Source organism: Sulfurimonas sp. SWIR-19 (assembly GCF_020410885.1).
GTDB lineage: Bacteria > Campylobacterota > Campylobacteria > Campylobacterales > Sulfurimonadaceae > Sulfurimonas > Sulfurimonas sediminis.
Window position 1 is genome coordinate 558904 of sequence record NZ_CP084578.1, and the last position, 20094, is coordinate 578997.

A 20094-nucleotide genomic window follows, 5' to 3' on the forward strand; every position below is an offset into this window, starting at 1 on the left:
GTATTTACCTGATCTTGAGTGTAATCAATGCTAAAATATTTGAGAGAATGGCAATAATCCAAAAACGGACGATAATTTTGTTTTCCGCCCATTTTTTCATTTCAAAATGATGGTGAATCGGTGCCATCAAAAAGACCCGTTTTTTGCGCAGTTTGAAGCTGCCAACCTGTAATATGACGGAGAGTGTCTCTATAACAAAAATAGAACCAATCAGGAGCAGAAGTATCTCACTTTTACTGATAATCGCCAGATATCCCAAAAAAGCGCCTATTGTCAAAGAACCGCTGTCCCCCATAAAAACTTCGGCTGGATGGCAGTTGTACCATAAAAACCCTGTAAGCGCGCCTATGAGAGCACTGGCAATAATGGCTACTTCACTGACTTCAAAATGAGGCATGAGAAGATAAGCACTGATTTTTACATTGCCTATAATATAGATGATAATACTGAAAGTGGCGAGGGCAACGATGGAAGGCACTGTTGCCAGACCGTCGAGTCCGTCTGTCAGGTTGACTGCATTGGAAGTGGAAATAATGACCAAAACCCATAAAAGAACGGCAAATGCACCCATATCAAGAAGAGGTGTTTTTAAAAAAGGCACATACAAATCGGTGTTAAAATCAGCAAAGTAACATAAAAAACACGAAACTGCAAGGGCTGAAATGATTTGAAGCAGCAGTTTTGTTCTTGCTTTAAAGCCTGCAAGGTTTTCATTTTTTTTGATTTTTGCAAAATCATCCCAAAAGCCTATGAATGAAAAAAGCACAAGGGTAAGCAGTCCGGCTAAAGCATAGGCATTGTCAAGACGAACCGTTAGGAGTGTAGCAATGATGGTAGCCCCGATAAAGACAATGCCACCCATTGTCGGCGTTGAAACTTTCTCCTGATGTCTTTGTGGTGCCCACTCGTTAATAGGCTGCACACTGGATGTTTTTTGGGCCCAACGTATAAATTTTGGCATCAGATACAATGTAAGTGTTAAGGCAATAAAAAAAGCGATACCTGCACGGATAGTGATATAACCTAAAATGTTAATATCGAGAAACTGGTGTATAAAATATAGCAAATATTTGTCCTGATTAGAGTCTTGTTTAGAATTTAAAAGTGACATTATAGTATAATCACGCAAGAAAATTATTAATAGGAATAAAATTGAGTAAAAAAGCAATTTTAGTCATAACAGACGGCATTGGTTACTGTGAAAAAACAGAGCACAATGCATTTTATAATGCAAACAAACCTACATATGATAAACTTTTCAGTGAAGTGCCTCACTCGCTTATAGATACTTTTGGTCTGAGTGTCGGACTGCCGGAAGGTCAGATGGGCAATTCTGAAGTCGGACATATGAGTATAGGAAGCGGGCGTGTTTTGTATCAGGATCTGGTCAGGATTTCACTGGCACTCAAAGACGGTTCTTTGGAAAAAAACGAAACTTTACAGGAACTCTTTAAAAAATCTGACAGACTGCATCTTGTCGGACTGATGAGTGACGGCGGTGTGCATTCGCATATAGAACATTTTATGGGCTTGGCTGATATTGCGGCAAAAAACTCAAAAACGGTTTTTCTTCATTTGATTACGGATGGAAGAGATGTCTCACCTACTTCTGCACAGAAGTACCTTGAAGAGGTAAAAAAACATCTCAATGAAAATGTTCAAATTGCTTCCATATCCGGGCGTTTTTATGCAATGGACAGAGACAACCGCTGGGAGAGAATCAAACGGGCTTATGATGCGATAGTCAATGCCGAACCAAAAACGGATATGTCACCCGAAGCCTATATCGGGCACTCCTATTCTCTTGGTGAAACAGATGAATTTGTAGAACCGACGGCTTTTGAAGGGTATGACGGTATGCAAGAAGGTGACAGTGTGCTGACAATAAACTTTAGAAGTGACAGAATGAGAGAACTTGTAACGGCTATAGCCGATGAAAATTTTACAGAGTTTCAAAGGTCAGTAGAACATGTCAACCTGGCAACCATTACTGAATATGACAAAAGTTTTCCCTATCCTGTGATGTTTAGAAAAGATGTGCCGAAAAATACGCTTGCAGAAGTGATTGCCAATGCAGGTCTGCGGCAGTTGCATACGGCAGAAACAGAAAAATACGCACATGTCACTTTTTTCTTAAACGGCGGCATTGATGAACCCTATGAAAATGAAACCCGGGTACTCATTCCTTCTCCTGACGTAAAAACATATGACATGCAACCGCAAATGAGTGCAAAAGAAGTTGGCGAGGCTGTTTTGAAGGCAATGGATGCAGAGTATGACTTTATAGTGGTTAATTTTGCCAATGGAGACATGGTAGGACATACCGGTGATTTTGAAGCGGCAAAAAAAGCTGTTGAAGCAGTGGATGCGGAGTTGGGAAAAATTTATGAAAAAGCAAAAGAAAAAGAGTATGCCTTTGTACTGACAAGTGACCACGGTAACTGTGAAGAGATGAAAGATGAAACGGGTAATGTACTGACAAACCATACAGTTGGAAAAGTCTGGTGTTTTGTGGATGCACAAGGTGTAGAAAAAGTAAAATCAGGCGGGCTCAACAACATAGCCCCGACGGTTTTAAAACTCATGGATTTAGAAATTCCTAAAGAGATGGATAAGAGTTTAGTTTAAGTATAGCCGGCACTAAAGTACCGGTTCCATGGAGATGCCATTTTTTGGAACCCGTACTTCAGTGCGGGCTCTTTGCGTCTTACAAAAAAAATTAAAGGAAAATATAATGAAATTTAGCGGAAAAAATGTTTTAGTAACAGGTGCGAGTAGAGGAATCGGCGCAGAGATAGCAAAAACTTTAGCAGGTTTTGGTTTGAAAGTATGGGTAAACTACAGAAGCGGTGCAAAAGAAGCGGATGCGGTAAAAGAGGCAATCGAAGCAGAAGGCGGCAGTGCGGCGGTTATCGGGTTTGACGTAACCGATGAGGCGGCATTTATTGACGGAATAAAAACGATTGTTGATGCAGACGGAGAGCTTTCTTACCTTGTTAACAATGCAGGCATTACAAAAGACAAGCTGGCATTGCGTATGAAAACCCAAGATTTTATGGATGTAATCAATGCCAACCTGACCTCTGCATTTATCGGATGTCGGGAATCAATGAAAGTCATGCGAAAGAAAAAATTTGGTTCGGTTGTCAATATTGCTTCAATTGTAGGTGAAACAGGAAACGGCGGACAGACAAACTATGCAGCGAGCAAAGGCGGGGTTATTGCAATGACAAAAAGCTTTGCAATTGAAGCTGCGACAAGCGGTATACGATACAACACGATTACACCGGGATTTATCGCAACGGAAATGACAGAAGTGCTGAGTGATGAGGTGAAAAAAAGTTTTACGGACAAAATTCCTATGAACCGTTTCGGTGATGCAAAAGAGGTGGCAAATGCAACAGCTTTTTTACTTTCGGACTATGCAAGTTACATTACGGGTGAAACTTTAAAAGTTAACGGCGGAATGAACATGGCATAAATGTCCTCTAAGATATATATGCTATAATTACAGGATTTTAAACTTAAAAAACAGGAGCTATAATGGCACTTTTAGATGATATTAAAGAAGTAGTAGTTGAGCAGTTAAGCGTTAACCCAGATGAAGTAAAACCGGATTCAAAATTCGTAGAAGATTTAGGTGCAGATAGCCTTGATGTTGTAGAATTGGTAATGGCTCTTGAAGAAAAATTCGACATCGAAATTCCTGATGATGAAGCTGAGAAAATTCAAACTGTTCAAGATGTTGTAAACTATATCGAAAACAAGTAGTCAGTTTTTTAATTTTCAAAGAGGTTTTTCATCTCTTTGAAAGCAAATATTTTTAATAGTTAATTTTTTTATTGATTTTTAAAAGTATTTTATTATTTTATGGAGAATATTCAATGAAAAGAGTGGTAGTTACAGGTCTGGGAATGATAAATTCAGTAGGTCACGATAAAGAGAGTTCTTTTAAAGCTATATGTGATGGTGAATGTGGAATTGACATTATTACTATATTTGACCCTGAAAAATTCAGCGTAAAAATTGCGGGAGAGGTTAAAGACTTTGATCCTGCTACGGTGATGCCTCCCAAAGAAGTAAAAAAAGCAGACAGATTTATTCACCTTGGACTCAAAGCTGCCAAAGAAGCGATGGAAGATGCTGCACTTTCTGAAGATACAGATATGGAAAGATTCGGAATCAGTGCAGGTTCGGGAATCGGCGGGCTTCCTTCCATCGAAAAAAGCTCTGTTATTTTAGAAACGCGCGGACCAAGAAGAATTTCTCCGTTTTTCATTCCTGGTGCACTTGTAAATATGCTGGGAGGATTTGTTTCTATAGAACACGGAACAAAGGGACCAAATCTTTCAAGTGTAACGGCCTGTGCGGCAGGGACACATGCAATCAGTGAAGCCGTAAAAACTATCATATGCGGTGGCGCTGATAAAATGCTGGTTGTTTCGGCAGAATCAGCTATAACAGGTGTGGGTGTTGGTGGATTTGCCGCGATGAAAGCACTCTCAACGAGAAATGATGATCCTAAGCATGCATCCCGTCCTTTTGATGCAAATCGTGACGGTTTTGTTATGGGAGAGGGCGCTGCGGCACTTGTTTTGGAAACATATGAAGATGCAGTTGCACGTGGTGCAAAAATATACGGTGAAATTATCGGTTTTGGTGAAAGCGGTGATGCAAATCACATTACAACACCATCATTAGACGGTCCTGCCCGTGCGATGAAAGCTGCCTATAAAATGGCAGGTGAACCAAAAATTGACTATGTGAATGCACATGGAACCAGTACACCGGTAAATGATAAAAATGAAACAGCAGCGCTGAAAGATCTTTTGGGCGGAAAAGAGAACTGTCCTCCGATGAGCTCCATCAAAGGACAGATCGGTCACTGCCTCGGTGCAGCAGGCGGTATAGAGGCTGTTGCATGTTTGATGGCGATGCGAGACGGTATCATTCCTCCGACAATCAACTATGAAACACCTGATGAAAACTGTGACTTGGATTATGTTACGGAAGGTGCAAGAAAAGCAGATTTAAACATTGTTATGAGTAACTCATTTGGTTTTGGCGGAACAAACGGCGTTCTTATATTCAAAAAAATCTAATTGACAAGGATTTAATTTGGCTACATACTTAGACTTTGAATATAAAATAAAAGCTATTCAAGAAGATATAATCTCTGCACAGGTTCGTCATGATCAAGGCGCAGTTGACGAGTTAAAAAAGAAACTAGACAAAGAAGTTACAAAGATTTACAAAAATCTTTCTGATTTTCAAAAGCTTCAACTGGCACGCCATCTTGATCGTCCTTATGCACTTGATTATATTAATCTTATTATGAAAGATAAGTATGAAATACACGGAGACAGACATTTTCGTGATGATGCCGCTATTCTTTGTTATATTGGGTATATTGACAATCAAAAAGTCATGGTTATCGGCGAGCAAAAAGGGCGTGGAACAAAAAACAAGCTAAAGCGAAATTTTGGTATGCCGCATCCTGAAGGCTACAGAAAAGCACTCCGTGCCGCTAAATTAGCCGAAAAATTCAATATTCCGCTACTTATGCTTGTAGACACACCGGGTGCCTATCCTGGTATTGGGGCAGAAGAGCGGAACCAGAGTGAGGCAATTGCCAGAAATCTGCTCGAACTTGCAGAGTTGAAAATTCCTACGGTTTCTGTTGTTATAGGCGAGGGTGGATCAGGTGGTGCTCTTGCCATCGGTGTTGCCGATAAATTTGCAATGATGCGTTATTCTATCTTCAGTGTTATTTCACCTGAAGGGTGTGCAGCAATTCTTTGGAATGATCCTAAAAAAGTAGAAACTGCCACAAATGCACTTAAAATTACCAGTGCAGATTTAAAAGACCTGGATTTGATTGATGACATCATAGATGAGCCTTTAATCGGAGCACACAGGGAAAAAGAAAAAGCAGCGCAGGTTCTTAAAGAGTACTTTTTAGAAAAAGTGGACGAATTAAAAGCCATGAGCGAAGAGGAGCGTATGGCAGCACGTTATGCAAAACTCACAAAACCGGGTGCTTTTAAAGAGTAGCCTTACTGCTCTTTTTTTAATTCTAAAAGAGGATCAAATTTCGGGCGTTTGAGCCTTGGCGCCTCTTTTGAAAACTGTATCAAATCTTCTACTGTTTTTATATTCTCATCTAAATTTTCTAAACTCAATAAAAACAATCCGTAAGTTGTAAGCACATCACTCATTGCTCTATGGTGTCTGGCATTTGGGTTAAGTTTGAGCGTTTCATTGAGATACGAAAGTGCATACCTGTAAGAGACAATAGTCCTTTCAGCCAAGGCAAGAGAACAGAGACTTCTGTTTAACAGTGGTTCCAAGCCGATTTTTTGCAGGCTTTTTGATATAAAACTGTAATCAAACTTGACATCATGGGCAACAAACACGGCATTGCCCAAAAAGAGTTTAAATCGTTGCAGAACATCTTTGAGCTGAGGCGCATTTGTTGTATCATCGGCAGCTATGCCTGTAATCTCTGTGATATGAGGATTGATCTCTTTGGTATGAACCAAAGATTCAAATCTGTCTATTATCAATCCGTTTTTTACTTTGACAGCGGCAATTTCGATAATCTGGTGTTTTTCTATTTTTGAACCGTTTGTTTCGATATCAACGATACAGAATTCTGCCTGATTGATGGGAATAAATTTTGTATCAAAATAGTAATATCCCTGGTGTTTGATTACATGTAAACCCTGTGCTTTCCAGAGTTCTATAGAGAGTTCAAGTTCTTCGTTGAGTTGCTCTTTGAGTGTTTTTAATGAGAGTCCGCGTGAAGAGAGTCGTGAAATGCTTTTGGCATCAAGATTGAAATTATCAGTGAGCATTGTGTATAAACTCTCTTACTTTAGCGGCATCTTTTTTCCCGTGTGATATTTCTACACCGCTGCTGACATCAAAAGCGTAAAAACCATATTTTTTCAGAGCCTGGATGTTGTCGGGAGTTAAGCCGCCAGCAAGAATAATTTTGGAACACTCAACTCCCTCAAACCATTCTGCATTGAGCTGTTTCCCTGCACCGCCGTATGCTTCGCAGTAGGCATCAACAAGTCTGTACTCATCAGCATATTGGAATACATCTTCTTTTTTCTGTGCCCGTATAACTTTGATGTGAGGGATTTTAAGTGCCTCATAGAATGCTGCGTCTGCTTCAAAATGAATCTGGGCAAGTGTCGCGCCAACCTCTTTACATGTAGCATTGACTGTCTGTGCATCGACATTGACAAAGAGTGCTACTTTTTCAACAAAAGGAGGAAGTTTTTGTATAATATTTTTTGCTTTTTCTCGCGTAAGAAAGCGTGGAGATTTTTCATAAAATACAAATCCGAGTGCATCGGCTCCGGCATCAATAGCAACCATTGCATCTTCATAAGAGGTAATACCGCAGATTTTTGTACGCATTATATCTGAAGACTCTTTATCGCTTGGGCTCTGTCTTCGTGCTTAAAAACATAGCTACCGGCAACGACAACATCAACGCCGGCTTCTTTGAGGGCACGGATGTTTTTGTCACTTACCCCGCCGTCAACCTGGATAAGACATTCGGGATTGAGTCTTTTTCTCATAGCATCAAGCTTTTTTGCCTTTGGAAGGACAGAATCTATAAAACTCTGTCCGCCAAAACCAGGATTAACACTCATTAAAAGTACCATATCCAAATCACCAAGAAGGTATTCCAACTCTTCGGGGATAGTGTTTGGATTGAGGACAATGCAGGGTTTGATGCCAAGAGAACGGATTTTTTGTATGAGCCTGTGCGGGTGTTTCTCCTCTTCTATATGAAAAGAGATATATTTGGGCTGCAGAGGTGCAAAAAGCTCTACAAAAAAGGTGTTGTTTTGAACCATAAGATGAATATCCAGGGGTTTTGTAGCAGCTTTGGCTATTGCCGAAACCACAACCGGTCCTATCGTCAGATTGGGTACAAAATGCCCGTCCATGACATCTACATGTACCAGATCACATCCCGCTTCACATATTTCCTGTACATCACGTGCCAAATTTCCAAAGTCTGCCGAGAGAACGCTAGGGGCTACTTGCATATTCTTCCTTTAAATTATTGTGGAATTATAAACCAGAGTAGCTTTTATCTTGTTAAGAAAAATAAAAATTTGTCATTATCAAAGGATAAATCAACCTGAACACCTTTTTTCCCTTTGGCAACTTCTAGCAGTCCGTCAACATCATGGTAGGTTCTAGGAAGGGTGATATCCACACTGATATGCTCATCAGCCAAAAGTGTTTTTACCTTTCCTCCGACAATATTGACAAGTTCTGCCAAAGTGTCAAGGATCAACTCTTTGTCATCTGTGTTTTCTCCTATAAGCAGTTCGCAGGCTTTTTTCGCTATGCCAAGCGGAAAAACAAGCATAACCATGCCGTCAATGTCTCCGTAAAATCCGATAGAACTCGCTATTTTTCCATCTTTGTCAGTAATTTCAATTTTGTCTACTTTTGCTGCATCTTTGATAGCTTTTGAATTTGTCATCATCTCTATAGTGGCTACAGTCGCATCAATAAATCTTGGCAGTTCTGTCACCAGTACTTTGTTAAGTGCGCGTTTGTTTTTTGTCGCAGCTGCACTGCTGGCACCCAGTTCGTCCAAAAGTTCTTTGTTTTGCAAAATATCATCCATCTGTTCAAAAAACATGATACCGGCATCTTCAAGCGTCTCTTTGAAAGAGAGAGGAGTTTTCTCAAAAGACATACCTACAAAACATATGGTGGCATTGTATTCGGCAGAAGAGGATGCAAGCTTTGAGAAAAAATTAAGAGCATGAATGTTCATGCTGACAACTCTGTAGGCATCAAAAATAAAAAGTCTAAAACCGACATGCAGGGAGTTGTTGTGATAGGCTATATTAAAAGTATTGCCTATTTCCGCATCCAAAAATGAAGAGACACTGTATATGATGGCATTGCCTGTGACCCTTGTTGCAACTTTCTGCCCCATTTGCCCGAGATATGTGTCTTCTATGATGACATCATAGGCATTTTCTACTTTTGCTTTTTGCAAAAACTCTTCTTTTGTCTGTGCAACTATTGGGTTGTGTCCATTGTTGTGCAACTCTATCGCCAAGGCTGCTCTTTGTGATTTGTCTTCACTGTACAGGAGTATATTTTTATTTTTTTCTTTGAATCCGTCTGCAAACAGAGAAGCGATTTGCTGGGTTTTAAAGAGGGAGAAATTTAAATCGCCATCATAAAATTTTTTAAAAGCATCGTATTTCTTTTTGTCATAATCACAAAAACCGACGATGATATGGTTTTTGCTTCTGACTTTTTGAAACATTTTTACAAAGGTGTCCAGACCGTTTCTGTTGAAGAAAATAACTTTTTTTAGTGATACAAGAATCATCGAAGCATTGCTTTTGAGTGTGGCATCTATATCTTCTATGCTCAGAAATGAACTTCCTGAGGAACCGTCGAGGAATCCCTGAGGGTGAAATACCCCGATCCCTTCTCTTATTACCGCTCTCATGAAATCTCCATCAGTGTTGAAAAGTCATCATAAATGTCGCTGACATAATCAATTTGAAAGTCAATAAAATCATTTAATCCGGCTTCAATAAAAACAGGTTTTGACAGGGTGTAAAAGAGTAGCAGATGCATCCATTTTCCAAGTTTGTTGTTTGTTTCATTCTGAGACGGTTTGATGCCGGAAGATGCCTGAATAATGTCGGCAATATTTTGGGGCATTTCCCATTTTTGAGAAATTCTTTCGCATATATCAAACAGGTCCATATTGCAGAGCCTTTGCAATATGGTGTTGAGATCAATCTCATCTACACTTCTGAGAAGCTGCACATCTTCAATTTTCTCACAAAAGAGTGCTTCAGATACTATGATACTTGCAGGGAGTAAAGCAACAGCACTCTGGAGATTTTTATCTTCTATCTGCAGATGGGCGGTGATTTTGTGCCAGTCAACAGAGAGTCTGGCCTGTAAATCATAAAAAGAAGATTTGTTCAGTTTGAAGAGTTTCCATTTTGCGGGAGAAAGCAAAGAGATCATATAGTTGTAAGCTGCCTGCTGTGATCTTGATACTCCAAGTATGCCGAAAATCTGAGAAATATTTGTGACTTCATTTTTAAATCCGTACAAAGGTTTATTCACCAGCTCTTTCAAATAAGCATTGAGTGCAGGATCATTCTGTGCCACTTTTGCCGCCTGTACCAGATCACCCTGATCTAGTAAAGCGAGCGTCTGCTTTAAAATCTTTGGCGATGGCGGTATTTTTTCTATGAATGCGTCTATCTGTTGTAATGTAATCAAATTTTACTGCTTTATGTTGGATAATGTACATTTTAACGAGATTAAGATAAAATTCAAATAAAGTATAGAAAGTATATTCTCAAAAAAACAAAACAGGCTTAAGTTGCAGTTTTGCTTTTGTTTGCTATAATTCGCAACTTTAAAATATCATTCAAGGATACTCAAATGGCAAGAAGATGTGCTATTAGCGGCAAAGGCCCTATGAGTGGGAACAATGTTTCTCATGCAAAAAACAGAACAAAGCGTCGTTTTTTATTAAACCTAAGAACAGTTCGTATTACATTAGAAGACGGTACAACGAAGAAGATTAAGATTTCTGCAAGAGAATTACGCACACTTAAGAAAAATTCGTAGACTATAGGAATCAGTTTTGAATCTTTTACCAAGGATTCGTAAGTTCCTAAATTGGGAGAGCCCTCCCAAACCTGATCCCAAGCTTCTTCCTGAAGTTTATTCCCACCTCAAAGCTTTTCGTCTCCCTTTAATTTTAACAGTATTTGTAATGTTAATAGGAACATCCGGATATGTTCTTATAGATGATTTTACAATAATGGATGCAATTTATCAGACAGCCATTACTTTTACTACTGTTGGTTTTGGGGAAATTGCTCCAATATCAAACGCAGGAAGAATTTTTACTATCAATTTGATTATTGCAGGGTTTGCAGTATTTTCAAGTGCTATAGGTATTTTGGTTTCAGAACTGAACAAGGGGCATATTGTTGCCATAATGAAGGAGAGAAGAATGCTGTACAAAATAGCAAGACTTAAGAAGCATTTTGTTGTGTGCTATCATAATGACTATACAATAGAAGTAACAAAACAGTTGCGAAAAAACCATATTCCTTTTATTGTGATTGATCCAAGGCCTGAAATCCACGAATGGGCAATAGAGCATAAATATCCGCATTTTTTGCAGGCACAGCCTCATGCTGAGCTCTCAATGCTCAAAGCACATCTCTCTTCTGCAAAAGGTCTGATTACTTTGTCAAGTTCCATTGCTGACAATATTGCACTGATTGCTTCGGTGCGGCTTTTTGAAAAAGAACATTTTTTGCCTCGTCCCTATTATGTGATATCCTCAGCAGAAACCATGAGTGATGTGGAAAAGCTGAAAAAACTTGGAGCAGACACTGTCGTCTCTCCGACAAAACTCACAGCGCAGAGAGTCTCTGCCATGGCAGCCCGCCCCGATATGGAAAATCTGCTTGAAGAATTTTTATATAAAAGTGACAATCCTCTGGATATGCAGGAAATTACTGTACCGCGTTACAGCTGGGCGGTTTTGAAAAAACTCAAAGAGACGCACATCCGGGAAATTGCAAACACATCCGTTGTAGGGATTACCAGAAAAGACGGAAAGCTGATCGGCATGCCAAAGGGAGATACCTTGGTGACAAGTGAATCGAAACTGCTAGTGATAGGCACACAAGAAGGCATTAAAATAACAAAAGATTTGATTTCAAAAAGAGTCAAACCTAAGGAGTTGAAGTTTGTATAAGTTGATAAAAGTTGATGGTGGGGTTTGTACGGCAGAAGGTTTTTATGCGGATGGCATCAGTGCAGGCTTAAAACCGAACAATGCAAAAGATATGGCTTTTGTTTACAGTGATACCCTGTGTGAAATAGCGACAGCATTTACAACAAACAAAATGACGGCAGCACCGATACGCCACTTTAAAGCAAAAGGTGAGTTTCAGACAAATTTCGTACTTATAAATGCTAAAAATGCCAATGCTATGACTGGAAAAGCAGGTATTGAAGATATTGAAGAAATTTTAGCCACCTTGCCGGAGGAAGCGCACAACCCTGTAATGAGTTCAACAGGTGTTATCGGTGTAAGACTGCCAAAAGAGAAAATTATAGCCGGTGCCAGACTTTTTGATTTGAAAAAACGAAACGCCAATGCGGCGGCGGCAGCGATTATGACAACCGATACTTTTTCAAAACAGATTGCATACAGAGTTGAGCTTGAAGACGGTAGTTGTTTCCATATAGGGGCAATGGCAAAGGGAGCAGGAATGATTAATCCCGCTATGGCTACAATGCTCTGTTTTATCACAACTGATGCGAAAGTTGACAAAAATGAAATGCAAAATATTTTAAATGACAATGTAAAAACAACTTTTAATGCCGCAAGTGTTGACGGAGATACATCCACAAATGATACAGTCATGTTGCTCAGCAATGCAAAAAGTAAAGTCTACCACAAGGAAGCATTCACAGAAACTCTTTATAAAATTATGCGTTTTTTGGCCCGTGAAATGGTAAGAGACGGAGAGGGTGCGACAAAACTTGTAAGCTATGAAGTGAGTGGGGCAAAAGATGATGTGGAGGCAGAGATCGTGGCCAAAGCACTGACCAACTCTTTACTTGTCAAAACGGCACTCTACGGAGAAGACCCAAACTGGGGGAGAATCGCCTCAACAGTCGGTGCAAGCGGTGCAGAAGCTTATGAAGAGAGTTTAAAAATTTCTTTTGAGGATGTCTGTGTGTATGACAGAGGTGAACTTCATTTTGATGCAGTGATGGAACAAAAAGCCGGTGAAGTTATGAAAAGAGACTCATTTACAATTTATTGTGATTTAGGGATAGGCGACGGAAAATTCACAGCTTTTGGCTGTGATCTTGGGTATGAGTATGTCAAAATAAATGCGGACTATCGAACATAATCCTCTTTAAACTCAACATATCGAGAGGCTGAGGCATAGAGTTCTTTTATCTCATCATCATTTAATGCTCTGACAACTTTTGCAGGGCTTCCCATGATGAGCGAGCGGGGTGGAAAAACTTTGTTTTTTGTCACAAGTGAACCTGCTCCGACTATGCTCTCTTTGCCAATAACCGCACCGTCCAATATGGTAGCACTCATGCCGATGAGGCAGGCTTTTTCTATGGTGCATCCGTGAAGCATGACACGATGTCCTATGGTTACATCATCTCCGATAACAGTGGGATTACCGTCACTCTTGTCCTCTTTTTTGTAATGCGTTACATGTATCATGCTCAAATCCTGAATATTGACACGATTGCCGATTTTTATGTAATGCACATCACCGCGAACGACACAGCCAAACCAGATAGAACAATCCTCTCCGCAGGTGACATCCCCTATGACATCAGCAGAAGGCGCTATCCAGCTTTTTGCTCCTATAGAGGGAGTGATATTTTTGTATACATGTAACATAAGGCGTGTTCCTTTAACTTTCTATGAAGAGACGGTTCACCAGTTGTTGCACATAGGTAGAGGTCTCTTTTTTGGTTGCTTTTGCAATACGGTTGACATAGTCTTCAAGAAGTTTGTGGTTGTTGATAATTTTTTGCCCCTCTTTGGGTTTGATTTTTATATAGGATCCGTCACTTTGCAGTTCATGTGCAAGTGCATTGTCGGAGCATTGCAGTTTGAGAATCTGTATAATTTTCTTTTTGGCATCTTCATCTTTGATAGCAGTTAAAAGCTCTATACGCCGCACAAGATTTCGAGGCATCCAGTCTGCACTTGAGATATAGACTTTTGATGCATCATTTTTAAAATAAAAAGTACGGGCATGCTCGAGATATTTTCCCAAAATGGAAACAACTCTGATATTTTCACTTACATCTTTGATACCTGGCTTCAAACAGCAGATACCACGTACAATAAGCTCAATTTTTACACCGGCTATCGAAGCCTTATACAGTGCTCTGATGACATCATCGTCAACAAGTGAGTTTATCTTTGCAATGATGTGCCCGTTTTTCCCCTGTCTTGTTTCATTGTGAATGAGGGAGAGGAGTTTGGGTTTGATTTGTGAAGGAGACATATACAACTCATTGAGTTTTCCTTTTTTGCTGAAACCTGTCAAAAAATGGAAAAAGCGTGTTAAGTCATTGGTGATTGTGTCTTTGCTGGTCATATAGCTCATATCAGTATATATTTTTGCAGTGGAAGGGTTATAGTTTCCTGTGCCCAAATGGGCATACTGTTTGAGTTTTCCGTTTTTTCTTCTTGTAATCAAAGCGGCTTTTGCATGGACCTTAAAACCCTGAATACCGTAAATAACATGGGCTCCTGATTTCTCAAGCGCTTTTGCCCAGATAAGATTGTTTTCTTCATCAAAACGTGCTTTGAGTTCAACCATGACTGTGACCTGTTTTCCCGATTCGCTGGCATCCATCAAAGATTTGACGATAGGTGATTTTGTCCCTGAACGGTAGAGTGTCATTTTTATAGAGACAACATCAGGATCTTTTGCCGCATACTGAATGAGATTTACCACAGGATCAAAGCTTTGATACGGATGATACATCAAGACATCCTGCTTTTCCAAGATAGAGAAAATATCTTCATTGTTTTCAAAAGGCGGCAGGTTTTTTGGCTGAAAGGCCGGTGCCAAAAGATGTGCAAAATTTTTGTTGGATACTATCTGCCAAAGACTTGAAAGATTTAAAAAAGTATGGTATCTGTAAATGTCATCTCTATAGATATGTGCATGACGGTTAAAAAAGTTAATGATTTCATCATCGGCATTGGAACCGACTTCGAGGCGGACCATTTCTCCTTTACGGCGAAGTTTTAATCCCTCTTCAAGAATCTCCATAAAGTCATCAGCTTCCTCTTCTTCTATGGCAATATCAGCATTTCTTGTCACGCGAAAAGGGGCATATTTGATAAGTGCATAGCCTGGGAACAGTTCGTCAACATGTTTTTCCACAACACTTTCTATAGGCACATAGGTTCCGTTTCCAAGCTCTACAAATCTGTTTAAAACACGGGGAACACGTATAATTCCAAAGCGTTCTATGTTTTCGTTGTCCATATCGCGAAGTTTTACGATAAGTCCGAAACTCAGGTTGTTAAGGTGTGGAAAAGGGTGTGTGGCATCTATGGCAATGGGAATAATTACCGGGTAGATATTTTCATTGAAATACTGGTTGAGTTTGTGTTTGTCCTGATTGTTCACTTCATCATATGTTTTTACACTGATACCATGAGGCTCAAGTTTTTTAAATATTTCACTTCTGCAGTGCTCGACAACCTGTTGTTCCTGGTGCAGATAGTTTCTGATTTCACGAAGCTGCTGCAATGGGGTAAGTCTGTCAGCCCCTGAGACGATAATGCCCGCAGCAAAAAGTTTTTTTAAACCTGCCACGCGAATCATATAGAACTCATCCAGATTTGTCCCGTAAATGGCAAGAAATTTGAGACGTTCAAGCAGAGGCAAAGATTCATCCTGCGCCTGTTTGAGGACTCTTGTATTAAACTGTAACCATGAAAGCTCACGGTTTAAATAAAGATTGGGGTTTTTAAGATTTAGCATGTTTTTTCACTTTCTATAATTGTTTTTTTCTTTATTATAGCAAAGAAATTATTACTATTTGATTACACCTGTGCCACTCATGTTGGCTGCGTGGTAAATTGTCACACCGTTTTTTCGGGCATAGTACTCTAAAAGCAACTTCTGCAGTGTCGGCTCAACAGAAGGGGTAAACCATGCATTGTTGCTTATGGCAATCATATACTTTACATCACCTTGATAGAGCTCTTTACATGTAGCCTCATAACAGATGGCATTTCTGAATCTGATACCTTTTATGACAAAGTCTGTCGGTTTTTTTGCCGTGACAAAATCACTTGATCCTTGAAAAAAAGTATCGTTGATGAACTTTTGTGCAAATTTTGGCAGAGGAATATACTCGCCAAAAGGAACCAGAATGAGTTTTTTGGCAAGGCTGTATTTTCCTTTGTCAAACATATAGGTGACATTGTAGTTGCGATTGTTTTCACGCATCAGTGCACCGGCTATGACCGTGATTTTTTCAGAAGCTTTGCGAAGTTCCTGTATCAGTTTCGGCATTTCATTCATAAAAAGAGGAAAGACAGATTCCGGGAAGATGACAACATCATAGCCTTCTGCCTGCGCCTGATGAATTTTTTCAAAAATCATGGAAACGGTAGGGTAGAGGCTGCTTCTCTCCCATTTGACACTTTGGGGAATTTCTGTTTGTACCAGCTTTATCTTCAGGGGTGCGTCCTGTTGTTGCGGGTAGCCGTAATTATAGGCAAAAACGAGAAGCAGAAGCGGCAGGTATCTGTATTTTTTGTTTTTTATCAGCCAGGGCAGGGAGAGGGCAAGCAAAACGGCTGCCAACTGATACTTGTAAACACCTATATAACTGTTGACAAACAAGAGCTCAATTTTCATCCAGTTCCAGCCAAGCGGTTCAAAAAAGCTGAGCCCAAAAAGCAGTAGGGCCCGTATATAGGGTTTGTCTGTAAAGGCGAGGGGTGCAAAAAAGAGAAGGTAGAGAATGCCGAAGCCGAGAGTAACAAAAGGCTCCATATAACCGACACCCTGATATTTAAAACTAAAGCCAATCCAGTAAAACCAAAAGAGTCCTATAAAAAACCCGCTAAAAAGAACCGTTTTTTTAGGAATACTTAAAAGCAGTGCAATGGCGCCAAGTCCAAAAAGGGTATTGAGAAATTTATTTTCAATGCCAAAATATTCCAAATAGATAAAAGCACTGAAAAGTGCAGCCGTAATAATTGCGAGTAAAATATTTTTTGTTAATGAATTCATTTTGAAATTGTACTGAATTTAAGAGCTTATTAGTATATTTCTTGTATAATCGCTGCAATTTTATAAGACAAGGAAGCACAAGATATGGAAATTATCTCCCAACTACTACCGTTTGTATTTTTAATTGCAATTATGTATTTCGTAATTATTCGCCCACAGCAAAAAGAGGCCAAAGCTAAAAAAGAGATGATTGAATCTCTTAAAAAAGGTGACAAAGTCATCACTAACGGCGGTTTTATCGTTGTTGTGCATAAAGTTGAAGATAACTTTCTGACTGTAAAACTCAATGATGATACACTCGTAAAAATTACAAAAGATTCCATTGCAAAGAAGTTCGAGGATGAAGCTTAATTATCGCATAGTCATCTTTGCTCTGGCAATAGTGTTTGGAATTGTATTTTCTCTCCCATCACTTTTACAGACCCAAAGCGGCAAAAAAATAACCTTAGGCCTTGATTTACAGGGTGGTCTGCATATGCTGCTCGGTGTAAAAACCGAGGAAGCGACAAAATCACGTATAAAATCAATAGCGGCAAGTATCAAACACTTTGCGGAGCGTAACGATATTTTAATAGACGGACTGACTTTTGATGACAAAAGTGTCAAGTTTGAAGTTTTGGATTCTGATGAAATTAAAAACTTTGATACATTTTTGTCAAAACTTGAAGGGGTGCAGGTACTCCACAACGGTTCAATTGTTACAATCAGTTTGACCCCTAAAGAAATTGAAAAAACAAAACAGCAGGCAGTTTCTCAGGCAATAGAAACAATCAGAAACAGGCTGGACCAGTTTGGACTCTCTGAGCCTGTTGTCGCCCGTCAGGGAAAAGACAAGATCCTTGTAGAACTTGCGGGGATTAAAACGCCACAGGAAGAACAGCGTGCACGTGAGCTGATTTCTCGTGCGGCCAAACTTGAAATGATGGCAGTAGATGAGGCCAGAAATGCACGGGTTTACAATATGAGCGATGCCGATGCCGCGGCATACGGAGATGTGATTTTAGAAGATGTGAAAAATCCTAAAATCAAATATCTTGTGCATGAAATTCCTATTTTAGACGGGGGAATGCTTACCGGTGCCAATGTCGGTTTTGACCAAAACAACCGTCCGGTGATTAATTTTAAACTTAATGCCGAAGGTGCCGATATTTTCGGTGATTTTACCGGTAAAAATGTAGGCAAGCGTCTGGCAGTTGTACTGGACGGAAAAGTCTACTCTGCACCAAATATCAATGAACGCATCGGCGGAGGCAGCGGACAGATTTCCGGAAACTATACAGTGCTTGAGGCAAAAGATTTGGCGATTGCCTTGCGTTCGGGTGCCTTGCTTGCTCCTATCTATATGATGGAAAAACGTTCAGTCGGTCCAAGTCTGGGTGCTGACAGTATTAAGGCCTCTATGATAGCGCTTATAGGCGGTTTTATTCTTGTTATTGTTTTTATGATGGTTTATTATCGTATGGCAGGGGTGATTGCAAATATTGCTCTGATTGCCAACCTGCTGATTCTTTTGGCGGTTATGAGTCTTTTTGGTGCGACATTGACGCTGCCGGGTATGGCAGGTATTGTCCTGACGGTCGGTATGGCGGTGGATGCGAATGTTATTATTACCGAAAGAATCCGTGAACTCATTTATGAGGGAAAATCTATGCACAAGGCCATAGAAGAAGGCTACGCAAACGCAATGACGGCAATTTTGGATGCAAATATCACGACGTTGATTGCTTCTGTTGTGCTGTATGTCTATGGAACGGGAGCGATTAAAGGATTTGCCATTACTATGAGTATCGGTATTTTGGCATCTATGCTCACGGCAATTCTCGGAACGCACGGAATTTATCAGATGCTTGAACCTAAAATGGGCAAAAGCAAAAATTACCGTTTCTGGTTTGGGATTAAAGGATAATCATGGAATTTTTTAAGTATAAACAGCCCATTGATTTTATGGGCAAATCAAAAATTGCAATGGCAGTTTCAATAATTCTTATCTTGGCTTCGTATGCGATCTTGGCGACAAAAGGACTCAATTACGGGATTGACTTTGCCGGAGGAACGATTGTTCAGGTAAAGTATGACACAAAAGCCCCTATCAAAGCAATGCGGGAAAAGCTGCAGGCAGACAAACTTTTTGACGGTGCTTCCATCAGTGAGTTCGGTTCTCCGGATGAAGTTGTCATTCGTATGAAAACATCGAGTGCGAGTGTAGCAAAAGACATCGGTGATGTTGCCAGAGCAGCACTGCAGGGCACAGGCAATTTTACGATTCGTCGTGTTGATATTGTAGGTCCAAAAGTAGGTTCGGAGTTAAAAGAAAAAGGCCTTATGGCACTTTTTCTCTCTATAGCCGCGATTCTTGTTTATGTGGCATTTCGATTTGAGTGGCGATTTGCCGTTGCTTCCATAGCCGCGTTAGTGCATGATGTCTCCATTGCAATGGGTGCGGTGGCTCTTTTTCAGATTGATGTCAATCTTGATGTACTTGCCGCCATACTGACACTTTTGGGGTATTCGCTTAACGATACGATTATTGTCTTTGACCGTATTCGCGAAGGGATTACAAAATCCAAAAAAGCGAGTTTGACGGAGATTATCAATGAGTCTATTACAAAAACGCTTGCACGTACGACACTGACCTCTTTAACGACCTTTTTTGTGGTATTTACGCTCTTTATGTTTGGCGGAGAGATTATTCATGCATTTGCATTTACACTTTTGGTAGGTATAATTGTAGGAACATATTCGTCAATTTTTGTTGCTTCACCGTTGTTGATCCTTTTTGGTTTTGATGTGAAAAACTATCATGCAAAACTGGCTGAGAAGGCAAAAAGAGAAGCAGAGAAAAACAGAATGCGCGAACAGTTTGAATCAGGAGTGATGTAATGGATTGGGGTAAAGTCGTTTACGTATTTTTTTCATTGATGAGTCTAACATCCATAGCGGGATTTTTGTATGAAAATACGGCTATTTCATTGTTTATAGCCGCAAGTGTGAATCTGATTTCAACAATTTTAAAAATTGGTGTGCGTAATCTGCTTTCCGCTGAGCTTTTGGCATCTTCTTTGGTGGCAGACCTGCACCTGATTCCGGCATTTGTCTTTTTGGTTATTGTACAGAATGACTCCTGGGCAATCGCTTTGGCAATCGGTGCATTGATTGCCAATGTGTTTTCAATGGGACTTGTCTACATTGAGAGCAGTAAAACACACGAAGAATACTAACAGGAAGA

The 20094-nt window shown here is 39.9% G+C and carries 21 protein-coding genes; 12 read left to right on the top strand and 9 right to left on the bottom strand.

What is annotated here, in order from left to right; genetic code table 11:
* Positions 1–4 precede the first annotated feature (4 nt).
* Positions 5–1066 (bottom strand): phospho-N-acetylmuramoyl-pentapeptide-transferase, encoded by a 1062-nt coding sequence (gene mraY, locus LCX93_RS02930; RefSeq protein WP_193151315.1) that lies wholly within the window; start codon positions 1064–1066, stop codon positions 5–7.
* Between the two features lie 86 nt (positions 1067–1152).
* Here mraY and gpmI point away from each other — a divergent pair, with 86 nt between their 5' ends.
* The 5 genes from gpmI (at position 1153) to accA (ending at position 6054) form a co-directional block, all read left to right on the top strand.
* Positions 1153–2628, top strand: a complete 1476-nt coding sequence (gene gpmI, locus LCX93_RS02935) for a 2,3-bisphosphoglycerate-independent phosphoglycerate mutase (protein ID WP_226068300.1) — start codon at positions 1153–1155, stop codon at positions 2626–2628.
* 106 nt (positions 2629–2734) lie between these two features.
* Positions 2735–3481, top strand: a complete 747-nt coding sequence (fabG, locus tag LCX93_RS02940; RefSeq protein ID WP_193151317.1) for a 3-oxoacyl-ACP reductase FabG — start codon at positions 2735–2737, stop codon at positions 3479–3481.
* Positions 3482–3543: 62 nt separating this feature from the next.
* Positions 3544–3771, top strand: a complete 228-nt coding sequence (gene acpP, locus LCX93_RS02945) for an acyl carrier protein (protein ID WP_013326372.1) — start codon at positions 3544–3546, stop codon at positions 3769–3771.
* A 113-nt stretch (positions 3772–3884) separates the two neighbouring features.
* Entirely contained in the window at positions 3885–5102 is a 1218-nt protein-coding gene (locus LCX93_RS02950) for a beta-ketoacyl-ACP synthase II (RefSeq protein WP_226068302.1), read from the top strand.
* 16 nt (positions 5103–5118) lie between these two features.
* On the top strand, positions 5119–6054 hold the full coding sequence (accA, locus tag LCX93_RS02955) for an acetyl-CoA carboxylase carboxyl transferase subunit alpha (protein WP_226068304.1): 936 nt from the start codon (positions 5119–5121) through the stop codon (positions 6052–6054).
* Between the two features lie 2 nt (positions 6055–6056).
* On the opposite strand, the gene LCX93_RS02960 is transcribed toward accA, so the two are convergent.
* From LCX93_RS02960 to LCX93_RS02980, 5 genes are read right to left on the bottom strand one after another with little or no spacing between them, the layout of a single operon-like run.
* Positions 6057–6857 carry a 3'-5' exonuclease gene (locus tag LCX93_RS02960; protein ID WP_226068306.1) on the bottom strand — a complete coding sequence of 267 codons (801 nt, stop codon included), beginning with the start codon at positions 6855–6857 and terminating at the stop codon, positions 6057–6059.
* Positions 6847–7431 (bottom strand): phosphoribosylanthranilate isomerase, encoded by a 585-nt coding sequence (locus LCX93_RS02965; protein WP_226068315.1) that lies wholly within the window; start codon positions 7429–7431, stop codon positions 6847–6849. The genes LCX93_RS02960 and LCX93_RS02965 overlap by 11 nt, the downstream gene beginning before the upstream one ends.
* Positions 7431–8072, bottom strand: a complete 642-nt coding sequence (rpe, locus tag LCX93_RS02970; protein WP_226068317.1) for a ribulose-phosphate 3-epimerase — start codon at positions 8070–8072, stop codon at positions 7431–7433. The genes LCX93_RS02965 and rpe overlap by 1 nt, the downstream gene beginning before the upstream one ends.
* 44 nt (positions 8073–8116) lie before the next feature.
* Positions 8117–9511 (bottom strand): chemotaxis protein CheX, encoded by a 1395-nt coding sequence (locus tag LCX93_RS02975; RefSeq protein WP_226068319.1) that lies wholly within the window; start codon positions 9509–9511, stop codon positions 8117–8119.
* On the bottom strand, positions 9508–10305 hold the full coding sequence (locus LCX93_RS02980) for an HDOD domain-containing protein (RefSeq protein ID WP_226068321.1): 798 nt from the start codon (positions 10303–10305) through the stop codon (positions 9508–9510). The genes LCX93_RS02975 and LCX93_RS02980 overlap by 4 nt, the downstream gene beginning before the upstream one ends.
* A 165-nt stretch (positions 10306–10470) precedes the next feature.
* Here LCX93_RS02980 and rpmB point away from each other — a divergent pair, with 165 nt between their 5' ends.
* From rpmB to argJ, 3 genes are read left to right on the top strand one after another with little or no spacing between them, the layout of a single operon-like run.
* Positions 10471–10659, top strand: a complete 189-nt coding sequence (rpmB, locus tag LCX93_RS02985; protein WP_013326380.1) for a 50S ribosomal protein L28 — start codon at positions 10471–10473, stop codon at positions 10657–10659.
* Between the two features lie 16 nt (positions 10660–10675).
* Positions 10676–11806, top strand: coding sequence for a potassium channel family protein (locus tag LCX93_RS02990; protein WP_226068323.1), 1131 nt, complete (start codon positions 10676–10678; stop codon positions 11804–11806).
* Positions 11799–12977 (top strand): bifunctional glutamate N-acetyltransferase/amino-acid acetyltransferase ArgJ, encoded by a 1179-nt coding sequence (gene argJ / locus LCX93_RS02995; RefSeq protein ID WP_226068325.1) that lies wholly within the window; start codon positions 11799–11801, stop codon positions 12975–12977. The genes LCX93_RS02990 and argJ overlap by 8 nt, the downstream gene beginning before the upstream one ends.
* Here argJ and LCX93_RS03000 read toward each other — a convergent pair.
* The 3 genes from LCX93_RS03000 to LCX93_RS03010 are packed head-to-tail and all read right to left on the bottom strand — an operon-like array spanning position 12965 to position 16868.
* A complete protein-coding gene (locus tag LCX93_RS03000) occupies positions 12965–13492 on the bottom strand; it encodes a gamma carbonic anhydrase family protein (protein ID WP_226068333.1) in 528 nt (175 codons plus the stop codon). The two genes, argJ and LCX93_RS03000, sit on opposite strands and share 13 nt — an antisense overlap.
* A 13-nt stretch (positions 13493–13505) precedes the next feature.
* Positions 13506–15605: an RNA degradosome polyphosphate kinase gene (locus tag LCX93_RS03005; RefSeq protein ID WP_226068335.1), complete on the bottom strand. Its 2100-nt coding sequence runs from the start codon at positions 15603–15605 to the stop codon at positions 13506–13508.
* Positions 15606–15659: 54 nt separating this feature from the next.
* Positions 15660–16868, bottom strand: a complete 1209-nt coding sequence (locus LCX93_RS03010) for an apolipoprotein N-acyltransferase (RefSeq protein WP_226068337.1) — start codon at positions 16866–16868, stop codon at positions 15660–15662.
* A gap of 84 nt (positions 16869–16952) precedes the next feature.
* Here LCX93_RS03010 and yajC point away from each other — a divergent pair, with 84 nt between their 5' ends.
* From yajC to LCX93_RS03030, 4 genes are read left to right on the top strand one after another with little or no spacing between them, the layout of a single operon-like run.
* Positions 16953–17219: a preprotein translocase subunit YajC gene (gene yajC / locus LCX93_RS03015; RefSeq protein ID WP_193151330.1), complete on the top strand. Its 267-nt coding sequence runs from the start codon at positions 16953–16955 to the stop codon at positions 17217–17219.
* Positions 17209–18774: a protein translocase subunit SecD gene (gene secD / locus LCX93_RS03020; protein WP_226068339.1), complete on the top strand. Its 1566-nt coding sequence runs from the start codon at positions 17209–17211 to the stop codon at positions 18772–18774. Before yajC ends, secD begins: the two co-directional genes overlap by 11 nt.
* 2 nt (positions 18775–18776) lie before the next feature.
* The gene (gene secF, locus LCX93_RS03025; RefSeq protein ID WP_226068341.1) at positions 18777–19748 is read left to right on the top strand and encodes a protein translocase subunit SecF; all 972 of its coding nucleotides are present in this window, start codon (positions 18777–18779) and stop codon (positions 19746–19748) included.
* Entirely contained in the window at positions 19748–20086 is a 339-nt protein-coding gene (locus LCX93_RS03030; RefSeq protein WP_151900907.1) for a DUF6394 family protein, read from the top strand. Before secF ends, LCX93_RS03030 begins: the two co-directional genes overlap by 1 nt.
* Positions 20087–20094: the final 8 nt, after the last annotated feature.

Bases quoted from the DNA above. Each gene is read 5' to 3' on its own strand.
- LCX93_RS03000 (WP_226068333.1), bottom strand. From the start codon at position 13,492: ATGTTACATGTATACAAAAATATCACTCCCTCTATAGGAGCAAAAAGC.
- LCX93_RS03005 (WP_226068335.1), bottom strand. From the start codon at position 15,605: ATGCTAAATCTTAAAAACCCCAATCTTTATTTAAACCGTGAGCTTTCA.
- LCX93_RS02950 (WP_226068302.1), top strand. From the start codon at position 3,885: ATGAAAAGAGTGGTAGTTACAGGTCTGGGAATGATAAATTCAGTAGGT.
- LCX93_RS02965 (WP_226068315.1), bottom strand. From the start codon at position 7,431: ATGCGTACAAAAATCTGCGGTATTACCTCTTATGAAGATGCAATGGTT.
- rpe (WP_226068317.1), bottom strand. From the start codon at position 8,072: ATGCAAGTAGCCCCTAGCGTTCTCTCGGCAGACTTTGGAAATTTGGCA.
- LCX93_RS02960 (WP_226068306.1), bottom strand. From the start codon at position 6,857: ATGCTCACTGATAATTTCAATCTTGATGCCAAAAGCATTTCACGACTC.
- secF (WP_226068341.1), top strand. From the start codon at position 18,777: ATGGAATTTTTTAAGTATAAACAGCCCATTGATTTTATGGGCAAATCA.
- LCX93_RS02975 (WP_226068319.1), bottom strand. From the start codon at position 9,511: ATGAGAGCGGTAATAAGAGAAGGGATCGGGGTATTTCACCCTCAGGGA.
- yajC (WP_193151330.1), top strand. From the start codon at position 16,953: ATGGAAATTATCTCCCAACTACTACCGTTTGTATTTTTAATTGCAATT.
- acpP (WP_013326372.1), top strand. From the start codon at position 3,544: ATGGCACTTTTAGATGATATTAAAGAAGTAGTAGTTGAGCAGTTAAGC.
- secD (WP_226068339.1), top strand. From the start codon at position 17,209: ATGAAGCTTAATTATCGCATAGTCATCTTTGCTCTGGCAATAGTGTTT.
- LCX93_RS03010 (WP_226068337.1), bottom strand. From the start codon at position 16,868: ATGAATTCATTAACAAAAAATATTTTACTCGCAATTATTACGGCTGCA.
- LCX93_RS03030 (WP_151900907.1), top strand. From the start codon at position 19,748: ATGGATTGGGGTAAAGTCGTTTACGTATTTTTTTCATTGATGAGTCTA.
- rpmB (WP_013326380.1), top strand. From the start codon at position 10,471: ATGGCAAGAAGATGTGCTATTAGCGGCAAAGGCCCTATGAGTGGGAAC.
- fabG (WP_193151317.1), top strand. From the start codon at position 2,735: ATGAAATTTAGCGGAAAAAATGTTTTAGTAACAGGTGCGAGTAGAGGA.